We start from the raw sequence: 16,201 nt of genomic DNA on the forward strand, positions 1-16,201 counted from the left end.
GCGCCGCCATCCGCAACGCCAGCTCCGAATCAGAATGCTTTCTCTTGCACTTCTCCGTCACGCAAAATCGAGCTGGGAAGCCAGCCATCTTGACGATTTCGACCGGCCGCTGAACGCGCGCGGCCGTGCGGCCGCGCCGATAATGGGGGAAACTCTTCGAAGTTTCCCGTTCGTACCTGAGATCATTCTCTGTTCGCCGGCGAAACGCACACGCGAGACGTTGCATCTCATCGAACCAAGCTTCGGACACCCGCATGGACATGTCCTGTTTGAAGACCAGTTGTATCTAACGAGCGCCGATACGCTCCTTGAGCGCCTACGTCACGTTTCCGCAACCGCCAAAACGGTCCTGATGATCGGACACAACCCGGGCCTCCACGAGCTTGCGTTGATGCTGACGGGACGCGGCGACGCGAAATCGATATCGCGGCTCGAAGACAAATTTCCGACCGCTGCATTGGCCATCCTGACCTTTCCGGAAACGGCTTGGCGCGACGTCGGCCCCTCCTCCGGGCGTCTTGAGGGGTTCATCACGCCGCGCGACCGTAGCTGAACCTCATTTGAATGGCGCTTTAGGACGACCATATTCTTCTGTCGCGCCCCGCCACCGGTCTGCTAGATAGGTCGGAAATCCGGCTCGGGCTGCACGAAGCCATCCTGCGCAAAAAGGCCAACATGCTGATTCTGATCGATAACTACGACAGCTTTACCTACAATCTCGTCCACTACCTGGGCGAGCTTGGCGCCGAAAGCGTCGTAATTCGCAACGACAAGGTCTCAGCCGAAGAGGTTCTCGAAAAGAAACCGCAGGCGATCGTCTTGTCGCCAGGACCTTGCACGCCGAACGAGGCAGGTGTTTGTCTCGACCTCATCAAAAAAGCCGGTCCGAAGATCCCGCTGCTTGGCGTCTGCCTTGGCCATCAGGCCATCGGACAAGCCTATGGCGGCAAGGTGGTTCGCGCGCCGGTGCCGATGCATGGCAAGCTTTCAACGATCACCAACACCGGCCAAGGTATCTTCAAGGGCCTGCCGAAAAAATTCGAGATCACGCGCTACCACTCGCTGATCGTCGATCGCGCGACACTGCCCGATTGTCTCGAAGTGACGGCCGAAACCGACGACGGCCTCATCATGGGGTTGCAGCATAAATCGCATCCCGTGCACGGCGTGCAGTTCCATCCCGAGAGCATCGCATCCGAACAGGGTCACGCACTGCTCGCGAACTTCCTTACCCTCGCAGGCTTTACGCCAAAAAGCCGTAAGGCGGCCTGATCCGTGACAACAACGCCCGAGACGACAACGGTTGCAAATCCGGCTCGCGAGCTGAAGCGCCTGATGAACCGCATCGCGGACGGCGAGACGCTGGGCGACGACGGCATGCAGAACGCCCTCGATCTCCTGATGTCGGGTATCGCGCCGCCCGTTGCGATGGGTGCCTTCCTGATGGGTCTTCGCCTGCGCGGCGAGACAACAGACGAAATCACCGGCGCCGCCAAATTCATGCGCGGCCGCATGACGACGGTCGATGCACCGCCCGGAGCGATCGACATCGTCGGCACCGGCGGCGACAGTCGCGGAACATACAATGTGTCGACGGCGGCAGCGCTTGTTGCAGCGGGAGCAGGCGCCGTCGTCGCAAAGCATGGCAACCGCGCGGTCACATCGCTCTCGGGCGCGTCCGACGTTCTCGCGGCGCTCGGCGTCAAGCTCGACGTTCCACCGGTTGTCGTGTCGCGCGCGATTGCCGACGCGGGCGTCGGCTTTCTGTGGGCACCGCTTTACCATCCCGCCATGAAAGCCTGGGCGCCGATCCGCGCCGATCTCGGTCTGCGCACGATCCTCAATCTGCTCGGACCGCTGTGCAATCCGGCCGAGGTCAAGCGCCAGATCCTCGGCGTCTACGACAGGAAGCTGGTCCAACCGATTGCCGAAGTCCTGCGCAAGTTAGGCTCAGGGCATGCCTGGATCGTGCACGGCGCCGACGGTATGGACGAATTGACGACGACTGGCGTCACCCACGTCGCCGAGCTGAAGAACGGTCATATTTACGCGTTTGACCTGACGCCGGAAGATGCGGGCCTCCCCCGCAGCAACATCGCCGCCCTCAAAGGCGGCGATGCGGCAACAAACGCGGCGGCGATCCGCACCCTTCTGCAGGGCGAACCTGGGCCCTATCGCGACATTGTCCTTTTGAATACCGCCGCGGCATTGATCGTAGCCGGGAAGGCCGATGGATTGCCGGACGGCATCGAAAAGGCCGCTGCCGCAATCGACAGCGGACGAGCTGCCCAAGCACTCGACCGCCTCGTCGCCGTTACGAACGATACGGTGTGACCGATGGTCGACATCCTCGACAAAATCACCGCCTACAAGCGCGAAGAAGTCGCCCGCGCCAAGACACTGAAACCGCTGCGCATCATCTCCGAGTATGCCCGCTCCGCGCCGCACGTGCGCTCCTTTACGGGTGCGATCGAAGCGAAACTGAAAGCCAAGAAGCCCGCGCTCATCGCCGAAATTAAAAAGGCATCGCCTTCAAAAGGGCTGATCCGCGCCGATTTCGATCCGCCGGCCCTCGCCAAGGCTTACGAGGCGGGCGGTGCCGCCTGCCTGTCGATCCTCACAGACCGACCGTCGTTCCAGGGTGCACCGGATTTCCTGACCGCCGCGCGCGCGGCAACGCACCTGCCCGTACTCCGAAAGGACTTCATGATCGACACCTACCAGGTCGCAGAAGCGCGCGCCTGGGGCGCCGACTGCATCCTCATCATCCTCGCAGAAATCGACGACGCGACGGCGCACGATCTCGCGTCCGCCGCCAAGGATTGGGGCATGGATGCGATCGCGGAAGTGCACAACGCGGAAGAACTCGACCGTGCACTGAAGCTCGATTGCCGCCTCATCGGCATCAACAACCGCAACCTGAAGACGTTCGAGGTTAAGCTCGAAACAACGGAAGAGCTTGCACCCAAAATTCCGAAGGACCGTATCGTCGTCGGCGAAAGCGGCATCTTTACGCCCGCCGATATCGCGCGGCTCGCGAAGATCGGCGTCCACACCTATCTCGTCGGCGAAAGCCTGATGCGGCAGGCCGACGTTACGGCAGCGACGAAAACATTGCTCGGCGGCAGCGCAGCGTCCTCATGAGCAAGCTCTCCCACATCGACGACAAGGGCGAGGCCCGCATGGTCGACGTGTCGGAGAAGGCGACGACTTCCCGCCGCGCCGTCGCCGAAGGGTTCATCACGATGCAACCCGAAACGCTGGCTCTCGTCGAAACGGGTGAAGCGAAAAAGGGCGACGTGATCGGTGCGGCACGTATCGCCGGCATCATGGCCGCCAAGAAAACGCACGAACTGATCCCGCTCTGCCATCCGCTCGCGATCACCAAAGCCACGCTCGATTTTGAACTTTCAAAGTCGCCTCCCGGCATCCGCGTCACGGCCGAGGTCAAAGTCTCGGGTCCCACCGGCGTCGAGATGGAAGCGCTGACGGGCGTATCGGTCGCATGCCTGACACTTTACGACATGCTGAAAGCGGCCGACAAAACTATGACCATTGAAGACATACGGCTCGTCGAGAAGACGGGCGGCAAATCGGGAACGTTCAAAGCTCCCGCACGATCCAAAGGACGTTGACGTCATGGCGCTGCTTCCCGTCGCCGAAGCGCTGAAGCACATTCTCGAAGCTGCAAACACCCTAGAAACAGAAGACGTCGGCCTACGCGATGCTCTCGGCCGCACGCTCGCACGCGCCGTCGAAGCGCGCGTCGACAATCCGCCCTTCGATGCCTCCGCAATGGACGGGTATTCCGTGCGCGCAGAGGACGTCGCCCAGGTTCCGGTTACCCTCAAGCTGGTCGGCGAAGCCGGCGCCGGCCAGCCGTTCTCCGGAAAAGTCGCGAAAGGGGAAACTGTCCGCATCTTCACCGGCGCGGCACTGCCTGACGGCGCCGATGCCGTCGTCATCCAGGAGAAAGTCACGGCGGACGGCACGACCATCACGTTTCGCGAGCGGGCGGATCGCGATGACAACGTGCGTCCGAAAGGGCAGGACTTTACCAAAGGTTGTTCGTTACTCGAAAAGGGCCGGCGCTTGACGGCGCGCGACATTCTTCTCGCCGCGGCGGCGGGACATGGGACGCTGCCTGTCGTTCGCAAGCCTATCGTTGCGCTTCTTTCGACCGGTGATGAACTCGTAGAGCCAGGAACGCCGCTGGCGCGCGGCCAGATCTGGGCTTCCAATTCGTTCGGCCTCGCAGCCGTCGTCGAAGCAGCGGGCGGCGAGGCGCGCCTGCTCGGCATCGCGCGAGATTCACTCGAGTCCCTGAGTCAGGCGCTCGACAGCGCCGACGGCGCCGATGTCCTGGTGACGATCGGCGGCGCCTCGGTCGGTGATCACGATCTCGTTCGTCCGGCGCTCGAAAAGTCCGGTGCCAAGCTCGATTTTTATAAGATCGCGATGCGGCCGGGCAAGCCGCTGTTCTTCGGCGCGCGCTCCATCGGCGGAACGCGGCAACATTGCCTCGGATTGCCGGGCAACCCAGTCGCGTCTCTCATTTGCTCGCGCGTGTTTCTCGTGCCGCTGATCGCGCGCCTGCTCGGGCGTGACGTTCCACTCGAAGCGATCGACGCCGTGCTGGGCGATCAGCTTCCGGTGAACGGCCCGCGCGAGCACTACATGCGAGCCCGTCTCGACCTCAGTACGTCACCGCCTCGCGCCATGCCGTTCAAAAATCAGGATAGCGGGCTTATCACAGCTCTGCAGCGCGCCGACTGCTTGGTCGTCGTACCCGTAGACGCACCTGCACAACCAGCCGGAACGGCCGTTAAAGTACTGAAGCTCGACATCTAAGAATTGTGCGCAGCGCTTTTACTATGCACAGCACACGATAAATCCGATTAGTCCTTGGCACGCTCGACATAGGAGCCGTCGGCCGTCATCACGACGACGCGCGTACCGGCGCCGATGTGCGGTGGCACCATCACGCGTGCGCCGTTCGAAAGCTTCGCGGGCTTATAGGACGAGGACGCCGTCTGGCCCTTGACCACGGGATCGGCCTCGACGATTTCAAGCGTCACGCGCTGCGGCAGCTCGATCGAGATCGGATTACCTTCGTGCAGCGCGACGAGGCACGTCATGCCTTCCTGCAGCCACTGCCCTTGATCGCCGACGACGTCCTTGGAGATCGTGATCTGATCGAAGGTCTCGGGGTGCATGAAATTATACCCCATGTCGTCTTCGTAAAGATAGTTGTAGTCCTTCTCATCGAGATAGGCGCGCTCGACCTGATCGGTCGTCCGGTAGCGCTCGGTAACCTTCACGCCGTCCGCAATACGGCGCATTTCGAGATGCGTGACGGGCGTTCCTTTGCCGGGATGAATATTTTCCGCATGCATCACGACGGCGAGCTTCCCGTCGAGATCGAGCACATTGCCTTTGCGGACCGAGCTTGCAATAACCTTGACCACCTAACGTCTCCGTTCTCGAATTCAAAAAAGCCGCGTCCGCCGCATTGGCGGCCGGTCGGCGGCAACCCTCCGGGGAATCTGTCGCGTCCTCTTACCTGCTAAGCCTCCCGTCGCCAAGTGCGGCAACGGCACCGCAAAAGCCCATTTTTCAACCATGTCCCAACCTTCACCTTGGTGGAATCCCGACCGGCATTCGGACCGTCGGCCCTTTCTTGTCGCACGTGGCCGCATCAAGGCGGCATTAAGGGATTGGTTTGCCTCACGAGGCTTCCTCGAAGTCGAGCCCGGCTGCCTGCAGGTCTCACCGGGCAACGAGACACACCTTCACGCGTTCCGCACCGAGCTTGTCGGCACCGATCTTTCCCGCCGGGATCTCTATCTTCATACCTCGCCCGAATTTGCGATGAAGAAGCTGCTCGCGGCCGGGGAAACAAAGATTTTTGCGTTTGCCCCCGTCTTTCGGAATCGCGAGCATGGACGGCTGCACGCCGCCGAATTCACCATGCTCGAATGGTATCGCGCCGGCGAAGACTACGAGACGCTTTGGGACGACTGCGCGGCAATTTTGAAAATAGCGAGTGAGACGGAGAAACATTCGCCCTGGTGCTACCGCGACAAGACGTGCGACCCGACGAGCCCCTATCAGCAGCTAACCGTTAATCAGGCGTTTGAGCAATTCGCGCAGATACCACTTCGCGAGACGATTTCGAAAGACGGCGCCGATCGGGCGCGTCTCGCGGCCTACGCCGAGGACACCGGCATTCGCATTGGAAACGACGATCGCTGGTCCGACATCTTCAGCCGCGTGCTCGTCGAGAAAATCGAACCGCGGCTCGGCTCGCCACGGCCAACGATCCTTTATGAATATCCGACACGTGAAGCGGCGCTTGCCCGGCCGTCGTCCCGCGATCCGGCCGTTGCCGAACGCTTCGAGCTTTATGCTTCGGGCGTCGAGCTCGCGAACGGCTTCGGCGAGCTGACCGACGCGGATGAGCAGCGCCGCCGCTTTGAAACATGGATGGCGGATAAAGAACGCGTCTACGGGGAGCGTTACCCCATCGACGAAGATTTTTTGGCAGCCCTCAGCCATATGCCCCCCGCCTCGGGGTGCGCGCTCGGGTTCGACCGGCTGGTGATGCTCGCGACCGGAGCCGAACGGATCGAACAGGTCATCTGGACGCCACTTTCGGAAGCAGGCAAGTAAACTGAGCTATCCAAAATCCCCTCTCCCCGTCCTTTACGGGGAGAGAGTTAGGGTGAGGGGCCGCAATCACGTCCTCGCAAGCGGCTGCCCCTCACCCCAACCCTCTCCCCATTCGAGTGCAGGAGAATGGGGAGAGGGAGAAAAGCAATGCTCGACGAAATACACACCGGCGGATGCCAATGCGGCGCGGTACGGTTTCGCGTCGATGGAAGTTTGGGCGATGCGTCCATCTGCCATTGCCGGATGTGTCAGAAAGCCTTCGGCAGTTTCTACGCTCCGCTCGTATCGATACGCGATGCGAAGCTGACGTGGACGCGCGGCGCGCCGAAGAAGTTTCGCTCGTCAAATTTCGTCGAGCGCGGCTTCTGCGCCGATTGCGGCACGCCGTTGACGTATGAAGCACCCGATGGCATTGCGCTCGCAATCGGCGCGTTCGATCATCCCGAGACCATCGCTCCAAAACTGCAATGGGGCATCGAAGGCAAGCTGCCCTACGTCGATACGATCGCAACACTTCCCGCAAACCACACGCTGGCGGATACGAATGCCGCCCCGTTCTTGAAGGACCTGGTCTCTTACCAGCATCCGGACCACGACACGGACCATTGGCCTGAGAGATGACATACGCCGCACGAAAACTGACGTCGGTCGACGACCTGATTTCTGCCGGGCTTGTGCCCGCCTCCGCGCGCGCTGCATTGGAGAAGGTCGGCGCGCGCTACGCTATTTCCGTAACTCCCGCCGTGGTCGATCTTATCGATCGAGGCGATCCGAACGATCCGATCGCGCGGCAGTTCATGCCCGATGGGCGCGAGCTTGAGACACATGCCGCGGAGCTTGCCGACCCGATCGGCGATCGCATCAAAAGCCCGGCGCCGGGCATCGTCCACCGCTATCCGGACCGCGTGCTGCTGAAGATCGCGAGCGTCTGCCCGGTCTACTGCCGCTTCTGCTTCCGCCGTGAGATGGTCGGACCGGACAACGGCGAGACGCTTTCAGCGGATGACCTCGCCGCCGCTATTGCCTATATTCGCTCCACGCCGGCCCTCTGGGAAGTGATCCTGACCGGCGGCGATCCGCTCATTCTGTCGCCGCGCCGTATCCACGACGTTACGGCGGCGTTGTCCGATATTGCGCACATCAAGATTCTGCGCTGGCACACGCGCGTCCCGGTCGTCGATCCCGATCGCATCACTGACGAACATATCGAGGCACTCAAGGCAACGGATAAGACTGTATTTATCGGCCTGCATACCAATCACGTTCGCGAATTGACCAGCCCCGCGCGCACCGCGATTGCGAAGCTTATCGATGCAGGCATTCCGCTTGTCAGCCAGACCGTTCTGCTGAGGAATGTCAACGACGACGCCGATACGCTCGAAGCCTTAATGCGCGCCCTGGTCGAGCTGCGCGTGAAGCCCTATTACCTGCACCACGGAGACCTTGCGCCCGGAACTGCGCACTTCCGCACTACGATCGCGAAAGGACAAGCCCTGATGAGCGAATTGCGCGGACGCCTTTCGGGTCTTGCTCTACCGACTTACGTGCTCGATCTGCCGGGAGCGCACGGCAAGGTGCCGTTGGAAACTTACGCCACCGTCGAGTCTTCCGGACGCACGCAGCTCCGCGATGTGCGCAATCATGAGCACATCTACGACGACTGCTGCGCAGCGCCTGACGTGCCCTGACATATTAGACGAAGGGTGGCTTTCGCCTAAATCCGCCGACGCCATTCGCCGGTAAAGTATCTTGCCGGCGGATCGACCCCGGCGGCAAGACCCAGCGCATCGACAGAATCGAACCACCTGTCGCGCGCGCTCTCCGGCAGCTTTGACCCGCACCAGGGACAGTGGTCGATCAAGACATACGATGCGCTGCCGTCATGGATAATGAGGCCATATTCATCCATCACCTCATTATAGATTACGAGGGAATCCGCGCACTCGAATGGATCGCTGTGCTGCTCGCAGTCGAATTCGAGGGCCTTCACCATTGCTGCGCAGCAATGTACGGCGGCAGCCGAAGGCTTCTCCCAATCGGTGAGCGGCATCCAGAGAACGCGACGGTCAGGAAAAAGTGCTCTCGTCACGAACAGACCTTTCCTGCGATCACGATGACCGCGTCCATGGCGCGGCCACATTCGACTGATTCATAGATTATCATAGCAAATCAGTAGATTGGGATTGCTTTTCCGCAGGCTTCTATACGGCAGTGCGAAAGATGCACATCGGATACCGAATTTGCTTGGGCTTAGCAGACTCTAGTGCCAAATTGGTGCGAGCAAAATGAGTAAAAGACCCTTAACGGGCCGCCGTACAAGTCGGGAGGAACCATGAACGAGCAGCTAAAACGCGAAACTTTCTTTGGAGCGTGTCCGCACGACTGCCCTGACACGTGCTCGATGATCTACGAAGTCGTCGACGGCCGGCTTTCTTTCGTTCGCGGCAACAAAGAACACCCGATGACGCGCGGCGGCCTGTGCGTCAAACTTAAGGATTTTCACGATCATCACATCAATCCCGACCGGCTGACGTACCCGCTGAGGCGGTCAGGGCCCAAGGGCTCGAAACGGTTCGAGCGCATTACCTGGGACGAAGCGATTTCCGAAATCGGCAAGCGCTGGCGCGAAATTATCGCCGAATACGGCAGCCAGGCGATTATGCCTTACAGCTATCTGGGCAATATGGGCTTGGTGCAGGGCATCAATTCCGGCGACCCCTTCTTCAACAAGCTCGGATCGACGGTCAATGAAAAGACGTTCTGCGCTTCGGGATCGTCAACCGCGTGGCTGCTGACGGTCGGTCCGACGGGTGCGGTCGATCCCGAGAGCTTCGTTCACGCGAAATATATCGTGATCTGGGCCTGCAATTCGATTTCGACGAACCTCCATCATTGGCCGTTCGTTCTCGAAGCCCAGAAACGCGGTGCCAAGGTCGTCGTCATCGACTCCTACCGGTCTCGCACGGCGAAGGCCGGAGATTGGCATATCTGCCCGCGCCCCGGGACCGACGGCGCGCTCGCGATGGGCTTCATCAATTCGATCATCGAACAGGGCTTGGTCGATCAGGATTACGTCGACAAGTATACCTACGGCTATCCGGAGCTTAAAGAACGCGCCGCGGAATTCACGCCCGAGTACGTCGAGAAGGTCACGGGCGTTAAGGCCGCCGACGTCGCCAAGTTTGCGCGCGAGTTCGCAACGGCGCAGCCGTCTGTCATTCGTCTCGGCGTCGCGCTTGAAAGGAGCATCGGTGGCGGACAGGCAATCCGCGCCGCCTGCTGCCTGCCGGCGCTCGTCGGCTCCTGGCGCCATGTCGGTGGCGGCCTCTTGCAAATGCCGCTCTGGGATTTCCCGATCGACTGGGCAAAGGCCGCCCGTCCCGACTGGATCAAGCCCGGTACGCGCGTCGTCAATAACTTGAAGCTTGGTGCTGCACTGACCGGCGAAATGCAGCTCGACCCGCCGATCAAGAGCTTGTTCGTCTTCTGCACCAACCCGGTTACGCAAGCACCCGAGACGAACAAGATCGTTAAGGGCTTGCAGCGCGACGACCTTTTCACGGTCGTTGCCGAGCACTTCCTGACCGACACCGCAAAATACGCCGACATCATACTGCCCGCCGCGATGGCTGGTGAAGCCGAAGACATGATGTGGTCGTGGGGCCACTTCTATCTGACCTACAATCAGAAGGCGGTCGATCCTCCGGGCGAATGCAAGCCGACGAGCGAGGTGTGGCGCCTGCTCGCAAAGGAAATGGGCTTCGACGATCCCGTTTTCAAAATGACCGACAGCGAGCTTTGCGCGGAATACATCAACTGGTCCGACCCGAAGATGGGCGGCATCGACATGGAGTATTTCAAGAAGCACGGCTTTTATAAAATCAATGTCGGCGATGCCGATACGCGCACTCCGCACGCCGAGGGTAACTTCCCGACACCCTCCGGCAAGGTCGAGTTTCTGCTGCACGACGCGAAGAACTTCGTCGCGGGACCCTTCCGCGCGATGTATGACGGCGAGCAGTCTGGCGAGCCGGTCGACCCGCTGCCGGGTTATGTGCCGGCACGCGAACGGCCGGAGACAAACCCGGAACGCGCCAAACTCTATTCGCTCAACATCATCTCGCCGAAGAGCCACGCGTTCCTCAACTCGTGCTACGCCAACGAACCGCACAAGATCAAAACGCAGGGCGAGCAGTTCGTATTGATCTCGCCGGGCGACGCGACGAAGCGTTCGATCCGCGAGGGTGATCCGGTGCGCGTTTATAACGACCGGGGCGATTTCGAAGGCCTTGCGCATGTTACCGAAGACGTGCCGGCCGGCGTCGTCGTTGCGACGCTCGGCTATTGGCGCTCGCTCAATCGCTCCGACGGGTCGGTCAACTGCATCTCGTCAGATGCATTGTGCGGATTGGGCCGGGCACCGACGTTCTCCGACAACCTCGTCGAGGTGCAGCGCGTCAACTGACGCCACCAAGAGGTGCGTAGAAATGAGCCGTTCCGGACGCCTGGTTGGGGCCCGGGGCGGCTTTATTTTCTCAGGATTGCTGCTCAGGGCCGCGTCCCGTCCTGAAATTCAGCCGCCTGTTCCCTGGGTGACAGCCGGCGGCGATCGGCTCCGCTAACCATGGCCGCTCAAAAAAAGACGTCGGCCGCTCTTCTGCTGCAACCGAGCATTCCGTAAGAAAGGAAGGGCAGGCCACCTTAGCATTGGATGTCCATGTCACCTGCGCATGCGGCGCTCGCCGCCATAACGTATCTGCTGGCCAAGCACGCCGTCGCGGACTTCTTTCTGCAGACGCCCCTGATTTATCGCCAGAAGGCGATTTACGGCGCGCCGGGCGGGCTGCTTCATGCCTTCCTCCATATCTTATTGACGGCGCCCGTTTTTGTGCTCTTTCCGACCGGCAGCGTGGCGCTGGCAACAGCACTTCTCGCGGGCGAATTCATCGTTCACTATCACATCGATTGGACGAAGGAGCAGATCGTCGGCCACTACGGCTGGAAGTTCGCCGACCGGCCATATTGGTGCGCGCTCGGCCTCGACCAGTTCCTGCACGGGCTCACCTATATCGTCATCCTCTGGATCTGGCTCCCGGCAACCTGATCCCGGCGTGCCCCCTCCCCCTCCTCTTGCGAACCGAGGTCGGTCCCTGCCATATGCGGCGGACGCAAAGGCCCTGACGGCTAAAGAGATAAAGTCGCTGTAACGTTTTACTGCCCCCTGGCGAAGCTACTGGAAGGCGAGACTTTGGACCGAAAGGCTCGAGACGCGGAGTGGTCGGAGCTGATGCGCGCCGCGATTGCGGGCGATGAAGCGGCGTACCGCAAGCTGCTCAAAGACCTTTCGTGTCTTTTGAGAGGAGTCGTGCGGCGCGGCTTCGCCGGCGTCGGCGTGGCGCGTGACGACGTCGAGGACGTGGTGCAGGACGTATTGCTCGCGATCCATCTGAAGCGACATACCTGGGACCCTGCGATGCCGCTTGGACCGTGGGTTCTTGCCATCGCGCGCAATAAGATGATCGACGATCTGCGCCGCCGCGGTCGTCGGCCCGAGGTTCCGATCGACCTGACGCAATTCGATATCGAGGGCGACGATCAGCAGGCTTCGATCGATGCTCAGGATGTCGCGCGCATTTTGAACGGCCTTTCGGAACGCAACCGCGACATCGTCCAGTCGATCAGCATCGACGGGCATTCGGCACGCGACGTCGCGGATCGCTTAGGGATGACCGAAGTCGCCGTCCGCGTCGCGCTGCATCGTAGTCTGAAGGCGTTGGCCGATACCTATCAAGAGAAGACGCAATGAAGACCGACGATCTCATCAAAGCCCTTGCGGCCGACGCCAAAAGCGTCGAGCAGCCGATTGCGCGCACGCTCGCCGTCGCAGTCGGCGTCGGGGCTTTGCTGTCGCTCATCGCTTTTCTTGCGACCATGGGTCCGCGCCACGATTTCGCGGAAGCCGCTTCGACTTCGGTGCGCTTTCTGTACAAGTTCGTCGTGACGCTGAGCCTCGCCATCCCGGCATTTTTGCTCGTGTGCGGACTTTCGCGGCCGGACTTCAAGGTCGACAAGCGCCTGTGGTGGCTAGCGTTGAGCCCTGCGCTGCTGCTCGTCGGGATCGTGCTTGAGCTGATGTCCGTTCCACCCGATGCGTGGCACGCACGCATGATCGGGCATAACGCCGTCTTCTGCATGACGGTGATCCCGCTTCTATCGCTAGCGCCGTTCGCGGCCGCGCTTTACGCGCTGAAGTGCGGAGCTCCGGCAAACCCGACAGTCGCCGGCGCCGTCGGCGGCATCCTTTCGGCCGGCATCGCCGCGACGCTCTATGCCAGCCACTGTACCGACGACAGCCCGCTGTTCGTTGCACTCTGGTATCCGATTGGCTTCGTGCTGATGACCGCTCTCGGCGCCCTGATCGGCTCTCGTTACCTTCGCTGGTAGACAGCAATCGAACGTCTCAAAGCAGATCGCGCAGGCGGTAATAGAGCATCCCGAGCGCCAGCATCTGATTGCCGAACCAGTCGCTGAGCGGCAACCGCGTGTGCCGGATGCGATCGAAAAGATCGAACTTCTCGGTAACGCCGCAGATCGCATCCGAAACGATCTCCGCCGCGATGTGCGTGGCGTTGACGCCGTGACCTGAATAACCCTGCAGGACATAGAGGTTCGGCGCCAGACGCTCGATCACCGGCACGCGGTTCATCACGATCGCGATCCGCCCGCCCCACGCGAAATCGATTTTCGCATCCTTGATCTGCGGAAAAATCGAAACCATGCGGGGCCGGATCGACGCACCGATGTCTTTCGGGTCACGGTTCGAATAGTTGCACCGCCCACCGAACAACATCCGGCGATCAGCAGACAACCGATAATAATCGAGCACGACGTTGCTATCGCAAACCGCAAGGTCCTGCGGATTGATCGCAGCGGCGATGGCCTCGCTCAACGGCTCGGTCGCGATGATGTAGCTCCCCGTGGGCAGCATCAGACCCTTGAGCCGCGACTGGCCGAACCGGTCGAAGATTTCGCCGCCGATCACGACGGTGCCGGCTTCGACGCGCCCCCGCTCCGTTCGTACCCAAGGCTTGGCGCCGCCTTCGAGCGCGACGACACGACTATCTTCGAAAATCCTGACGCCGAGGCTCGCCGCGGCGCGGGCTTCCCCGAGACAGAGATTGAGCCCGTGCAAGTGACCGCTGCGGCGATCTATGAACCCCCCGTAATAAACGGATGTGCCGAGTATGGACGGCAAATCCTGAGGCTCGACGAGTTCGAGATGTTGGCCTTCGCCTTCAGCAACCCGCTCCTCGAAATGCGCACGAATGGCCATCATGTGACGCGGCCTCGCAGCAACCTCCATCCAGCCGTGCTTCAGATCGCAAGCAATGCCGTATTTTGCGATGCGCCCTTCGATGATCTCATGGCCGCGATAGCGAATGTCGCGCACGAGCTTGGCGCCCGCCTTGCCCAATTGTCGCTCAATCGCCGCTTCGCCGCTGATGCCGCCGATCATCTGGCCGCCGTTGCGGCCAGAAGCACCCCAGCCGATGCAGTTGGCTTCGAGAAGCACAACCGAACGCCCACGCTCGGCCATCGTCAGCGCTGTCGCAACGCCGGAAAAACCGCCGCCGATAATGCATACGTCAGCTCTGACCGTGCCTTCGAGCGCCGGATAGCTTGTCCGGTCGTTCGCGGTCGCCGCGTAATAGGATTTGGTGTGATCTTGAGCCGTCACGGCCACACGATTAGCCTGCTTTGCGCGGCAGTACAAATCGTCCAAGCCTAAAGAAATCCATCAATCCGTGGCCCCGAAGGCGATGCGCCGCTCGCGTTCTTCGCGTTCCGTCCGCCTTTTTGTGAAATATGCCGCGGCGAGAACGCCGACAGTGACGATGCCAATCAGGATCGTCGAAATCGCGTTGATCTCGGGCGTCACCCCGAGGCGCACCTGGCTGTAGATTTTCATGGGCAGCGTGGTCGCGCCGGGCCCGGTCGTGAAGCTCGCAACCACGAGATCGTCGAGTGACAGCGTGAACGACAATAGCCATGCCGAAATGACCGAAGGCGCGATGATCGGCAGCGTCACCTGAAAGAACGTGTTGACCGGCGTCGCGCCGAGATCCATCGCCGCTTCCTCGACCGACTTGTCGAAATCCTGCAGGCGCGCCTGAACGACGACGGCCGCATAGCACATCGTGAACGTGATGTGAGCCAATGTGATGGTCCAGAAACCGCGATCGATGTTGAGGGCGACGAACAGCAAAAGCAGCGACAGTCCGGTGATGACTTCAGGCATCACCAGAGGTGCGAAGATCATGCCGGAGAAGAGCGTCCGTCCTGGGAAGCGCCCCATCCGAACGAGCGTGATCGCCGCAAGCGTGCCGAGCACGGTCGCAACCGTCGCCGAGAGAAACGCGACGCGGATCGTAACCCACGCCGCTTCTTTCAGCGCCGTGTTTTGCAGGAGCGAGGCGTACCATTTCGTCGACCAGCCACCCCACACAGTCACGAGCTTGGACTCGTTGAAGCTGTAAATAACGAGCAGCAAGATCGGAATGTAGAGGAACGCAAAACCGAGCGTAATCGACGTCGCGTTGAACCAGGAAAACCGGCTTCTCATCGTCCCGCCTCCCGCTCGAGCTGCTGCTGACGCTGGAAGAAGACGATCGGCACGATCAGGACGAGCAAAAGCACCACGGCAACTGCAGACGACAGCGGCCAATCACGGTTGTTGAAGAATTCGTTCCACAGCGTCCTGCCGATCATCAGCGTTTCGGATCCGCCGAGAAGATCGGGGATGACGAACTCGCCGACGGCCGGGATGAAGACCAGAAGGCAGCCCGCGAGCACGCCGGGCAGCGACAGTGGGAACGTCACCTGCCAGAATGCCTTCCACGGCCGCGAGCCGAGATCCTCCGCCGCTTCCAGCAGCGTCGGGCTGATCTTTTCGAGGCTTGCGTAAAGCGGCAGGATCATGAACGGCAGGTACGAATAAACGATGCCAATATAAACGGCTGTCGTCGTATTCAAAATACTCAATGGCTCGTTGACGATTCCCCAATTCATCAGAAACAGGTTCAGCAACCCTTCCTTCTTCAGAATGCCGATCCACGCGTAAATGCGGATCAGGAACGAGGTCCAGAACGGCAGGATGACCAGCATCATCAGCGTCGGCTGCCACGCTTTCGGCGCACGCGCCATCCCGTAGGCGATCGGATAAGCAACGAGCAGCGTCAGGAATGTCGCGACCGTCGCGATCTTGAGGCTGGATAGATAGGCGTTGACATAAAGCGGATCGCTGAAAATAAACTTGTAATTTTCGAAATCGAGCTTCGAGAGAAAGCCAGTAATGCCATCGCTCCAGTTGAACGTCGGCGTATAAGGCGGAATGGCAATGGCCGAGTCCGATAGGGATAGCTTGAAGACGATGAAAAACGGGACGAGAAAGAACAGCAGCAGCCAGAAGTAAGGCGCGGCAATCACGTACCAGCGCCGGAGGTTGGCGGAGTTCGGGTTTCCCATCTCA

At 60.7% G+C, this 16,201-nt stretch carries 18 protein-coding genes; 13 read left to right on the forward strand and 5 right to left on the reverse strand.

Features of this window, described 5'->3' with window-relative positions:
• Positions 1 to 34 precede the first annotated feature (34 nt).
• From HYPDE_RS08380 to HYPDE_RS08405, 6 genes are all read left to right on the forward strand, one after another.
• On the forward strand, positions 35 to 553 hold the full coding sequence (locus tag HYPDE_RS08380; protein WP_041320212.1) for a SixA phosphatase family protein: 519 nt from the start codon (positions 35 to 37) through the stop codon (positions 551 to 553).
• Positions 554 to 675: 122 nt separating this feature from the next.
• A complete protein-coding gene (locus tag HYPDE_RS08385; RefSeq protein ID WP_015597991.1) occupies positions 676 to 1,272 on the forward strand; it encodes an anthranilate synthase component II in 597 nt (198 codons plus the stop codon).
• Positions 1,273 to 1,335: 63 nt separating this feature from the next.
• Positions 1,336 to 2,334, forward strand: coding sequence for an anthranilate phosphoribosyltransferase (gene trpD, locus HYPDE_RS08390; RefSeq protein WP_041321040.1), 999 nt, complete (start codon positions 1,336 to 1,338; stop codon positions 2,332 to 2,334).
• 3 nt (positions 2,335 to 2,337) lie between these two features.
• Positions 2,338 to 3,144, forward strand: a complete 807-nt coding sequence (gene trpC, locus HYPDE_RS08395) for an indole-3-glycerol phosphate synthase TrpC (protein WP_015597993.1) — start codon at positions 2,338 to 2,340, stop codon at positions 3,142 to 3,144.
• Positions 3,141 to 3,635 (forward strand): cyclic pyranopterin monophosphate synthase MoaC, encoded by a 495-nt coding sequence (gene moaC / locus HYPDE_RS08400; protein WP_015597994.1) that lies wholly within the window; start codon positions 3,141 to 3,143, stop codon positions 3,633 to 3,635. The genes trpC and moaC overlap by 4 nt, the downstream gene beginning before the upstream one ends.
• 4 nt (positions 3,636 to 3,639) lie before the next feature.
• A complete protein-coding gene (locus HYPDE_RS08405; RefSeq protein WP_015597995.1) occupies positions 3,640 to 4,851 on the forward strand; it encodes a molybdopterin molybdotransferase MoeA in 1,212 nt (403 codons plus the stop codon).
• A gap of 47 nt (positions 4,852 to 4,898) precedes the next feature.
• On the opposite strand, the gene efp is transcribed toward HYPDE_RS08405, so the two are convergent.
• Complete coding sequence (efp, locus tag HYPDE_RS08410; protein ID WP_015597996.1) at positions 4,899 to 5,468, reverse strand: elongation factor P; 570 nt, start codon at positions 5,466 to 5,468, stop codon at positions 4,899 to 4,901.
• A gap of 154 nt (positions 5,469 to 5,622) precedes the next feature.
• On the opposite strand from efp, the gene epmA reads away from it, so the two are divergent.
• The 3 genes from epmA (at position 5,623) to HYPDE_RS08425 (ending at position 8,360) form a co-directional block, all read left to right on the forward strand.
• A complete protein-coding gene (epmA, locus tag HYPDE_RS08415) occupies positions 5,623 to 6,672 on the forward strand; it encodes an EF-P lysine aminoacylase EpmA (protein ID WP_015597997.1) in 1,050 nt (349 codons plus the stop codon).
• Between the two features lie 147 nt (positions 6,673 to 6,819).
• The gene (locus HYPDE_RS08420; protein ID WP_015597998.1) at positions 6,820 to 7,293 is read left to right on the forward strand and encodes a GFA family protein; all 474 of its coding nucleotides are present in this window, start codon (positions 6,820 to 6,822) and stop codon (positions 7,291 to 7,293) included.
• On the forward strand, positions 7,290 to 8,360 hold the full coding sequence (locus HYPDE_RS08425) for a lysine-2,3-aminomutase-like protein (protein ID WP_015597999.1): 1,071 nt from the start codon (positions 7,290 to 7,292) through the stop codon (positions 8,358 to 8,360). Before HYPDE_RS08420 ends, HYPDE_RS08425 begins: the two co-directional genes overlap by 4 nt.
• 26 nt (positions 8,361 to 8,386) lie before the next feature.
• Here the strand turns inward: HYPDE_RS08425 and HYPDE_RS08430 are convergent, their stop codons facing one another.
• On the reverse strand, positions 8,387 to 8,761 hold the full coding sequence (locus HYPDE_RS08430) for a DUF6980 family protein (RefSeq protein ID WP_144061226.1): 375 nt from the start codon (positions 8,759 to 8,761) through the stop codon (positions 8,387 to 8,389).
• Between the two features lie 243 nt (positions 8,762 to 9,004).
• Here HYPDE_RS08430 and HYPDE_RS08435 point away from each other — a divergent pair, with 243 nt between their 5' ends.
• The 4 genes from HYPDE_RS08435 (at position 9,005) to HYPDE_RS08450 (ending at position 13,116) form a co-directional block, all read left to right on the forward strand.
• Positions 9,005 to 11,137 (forward strand): molybdopterin-containing oxidoreductase family protein, encoded by a 2,133-nt coding sequence (locus HYPDE_RS08435; RefSeq protein WP_015598001.1) that lies wholly within the window; start codon positions 9,005 to 9,007, stop codon positions 11,135 to 11,137.
• Between the two features lie 252 nt (positions 11,138 to 11,389).
• On the forward strand, positions 11,390 to 11,776 hold the full coding sequence (locus tag HYPDE_RS08440; RefSeq protein ID WP_015598002.1) for a DUF3307 domain-containing protein: 387 nt from the start codon (positions 11,390 to 11,392) through the stop codon (positions 11,774 to 11,776).
• A 144-nt stretch (positions 11,777 to 11,920) separates the two neighbouring features.
• Entirely contained in the window at positions 11,921 to 12,478 is a 558-nt protein-coding gene (locus HYPDE_RS08445; protein WP_015598003.1) for a sigma-70 family RNA polymerase sigma factor, read from the forward strand.
• Positions 12,475 to 13,116, forward strand: coding sequence for an NrsF family protein (locus tag HYPDE_RS08450; RefSeq protein ID WP_015598004.1), 642 nt, complete (start codon positions 12,475 to 12,477; stop codon positions 13,114 to 13,116). Before HYPDE_RS08445 ends, HYPDE_RS08450 begins: the two co-directional genes overlap by 4 nt.
• 16 nt (positions 13,117 to 13,132) lie before the next feature.
• On the opposite strand, the gene HYPDE_RS08455 is transcribed toward HYPDE_RS08450, so the two are convergent.
• Genes HYPDE_RS08455 through HYPDE_RS08465 form a run of 3 tightly spaced genes read right to left on the reverse strand, consistent with a single transcriptional unit; the run spans position 13,133 to position 16,197 of the window.
• On the reverse strand, positions 13,133 to 14,416 hold the full coding sequence (locus HYPDE_RS08455) for an NAD(P)/FAD-dependent oxidoreductase (RefSeq protein ID WP_015598005.1): 1,284 nt from the start codon (positions 14,414 to 14,416) through the stop codon (positions 13,133 to 13,135).
• Between the two features lie 54 nt (positions 14,417 to 14,470).
• Complete coding sequence (locus HYPDE_RS08460) at positions 14,471 to 15,295, reverse strand: ABC transporter permease (RefSeq protein WP_015598006.1); 825 nt, start codon at positions 15,293 to 15,295, stop codon at positions 14,471 to 14,473.
• Complete coding sequence (locus tag HYPDE_RS08465; protein ID WP_015598007.1) at positions 15,292 to 16,197, reverse strand: ABC transporter permease; 906 nt, start codon at positions 16,195 to 16,197, stop codon at positions 15,292 to 15,294. Before HYPDE_RS08465 ends, HYPDE_RS08460 begins: the two co-directional genes overlap by 4 nt.
• Positions 16,198 to 16,201 lie beyond the last annotated feature (4 nt).

It is taken from the genome of Hyphomicrobium denitrificans 1NES1 (assembly GCF_000230975.2).
Taxonomy (GTDB): domain Bacteria; phylum Pseudomonadota; class Alphaproteobacteria; order Rhizobiales; family Hyphomicrobiaceae; genus Hyphomicrobium_B; species Hyphomicrobium_B denitrificans_A.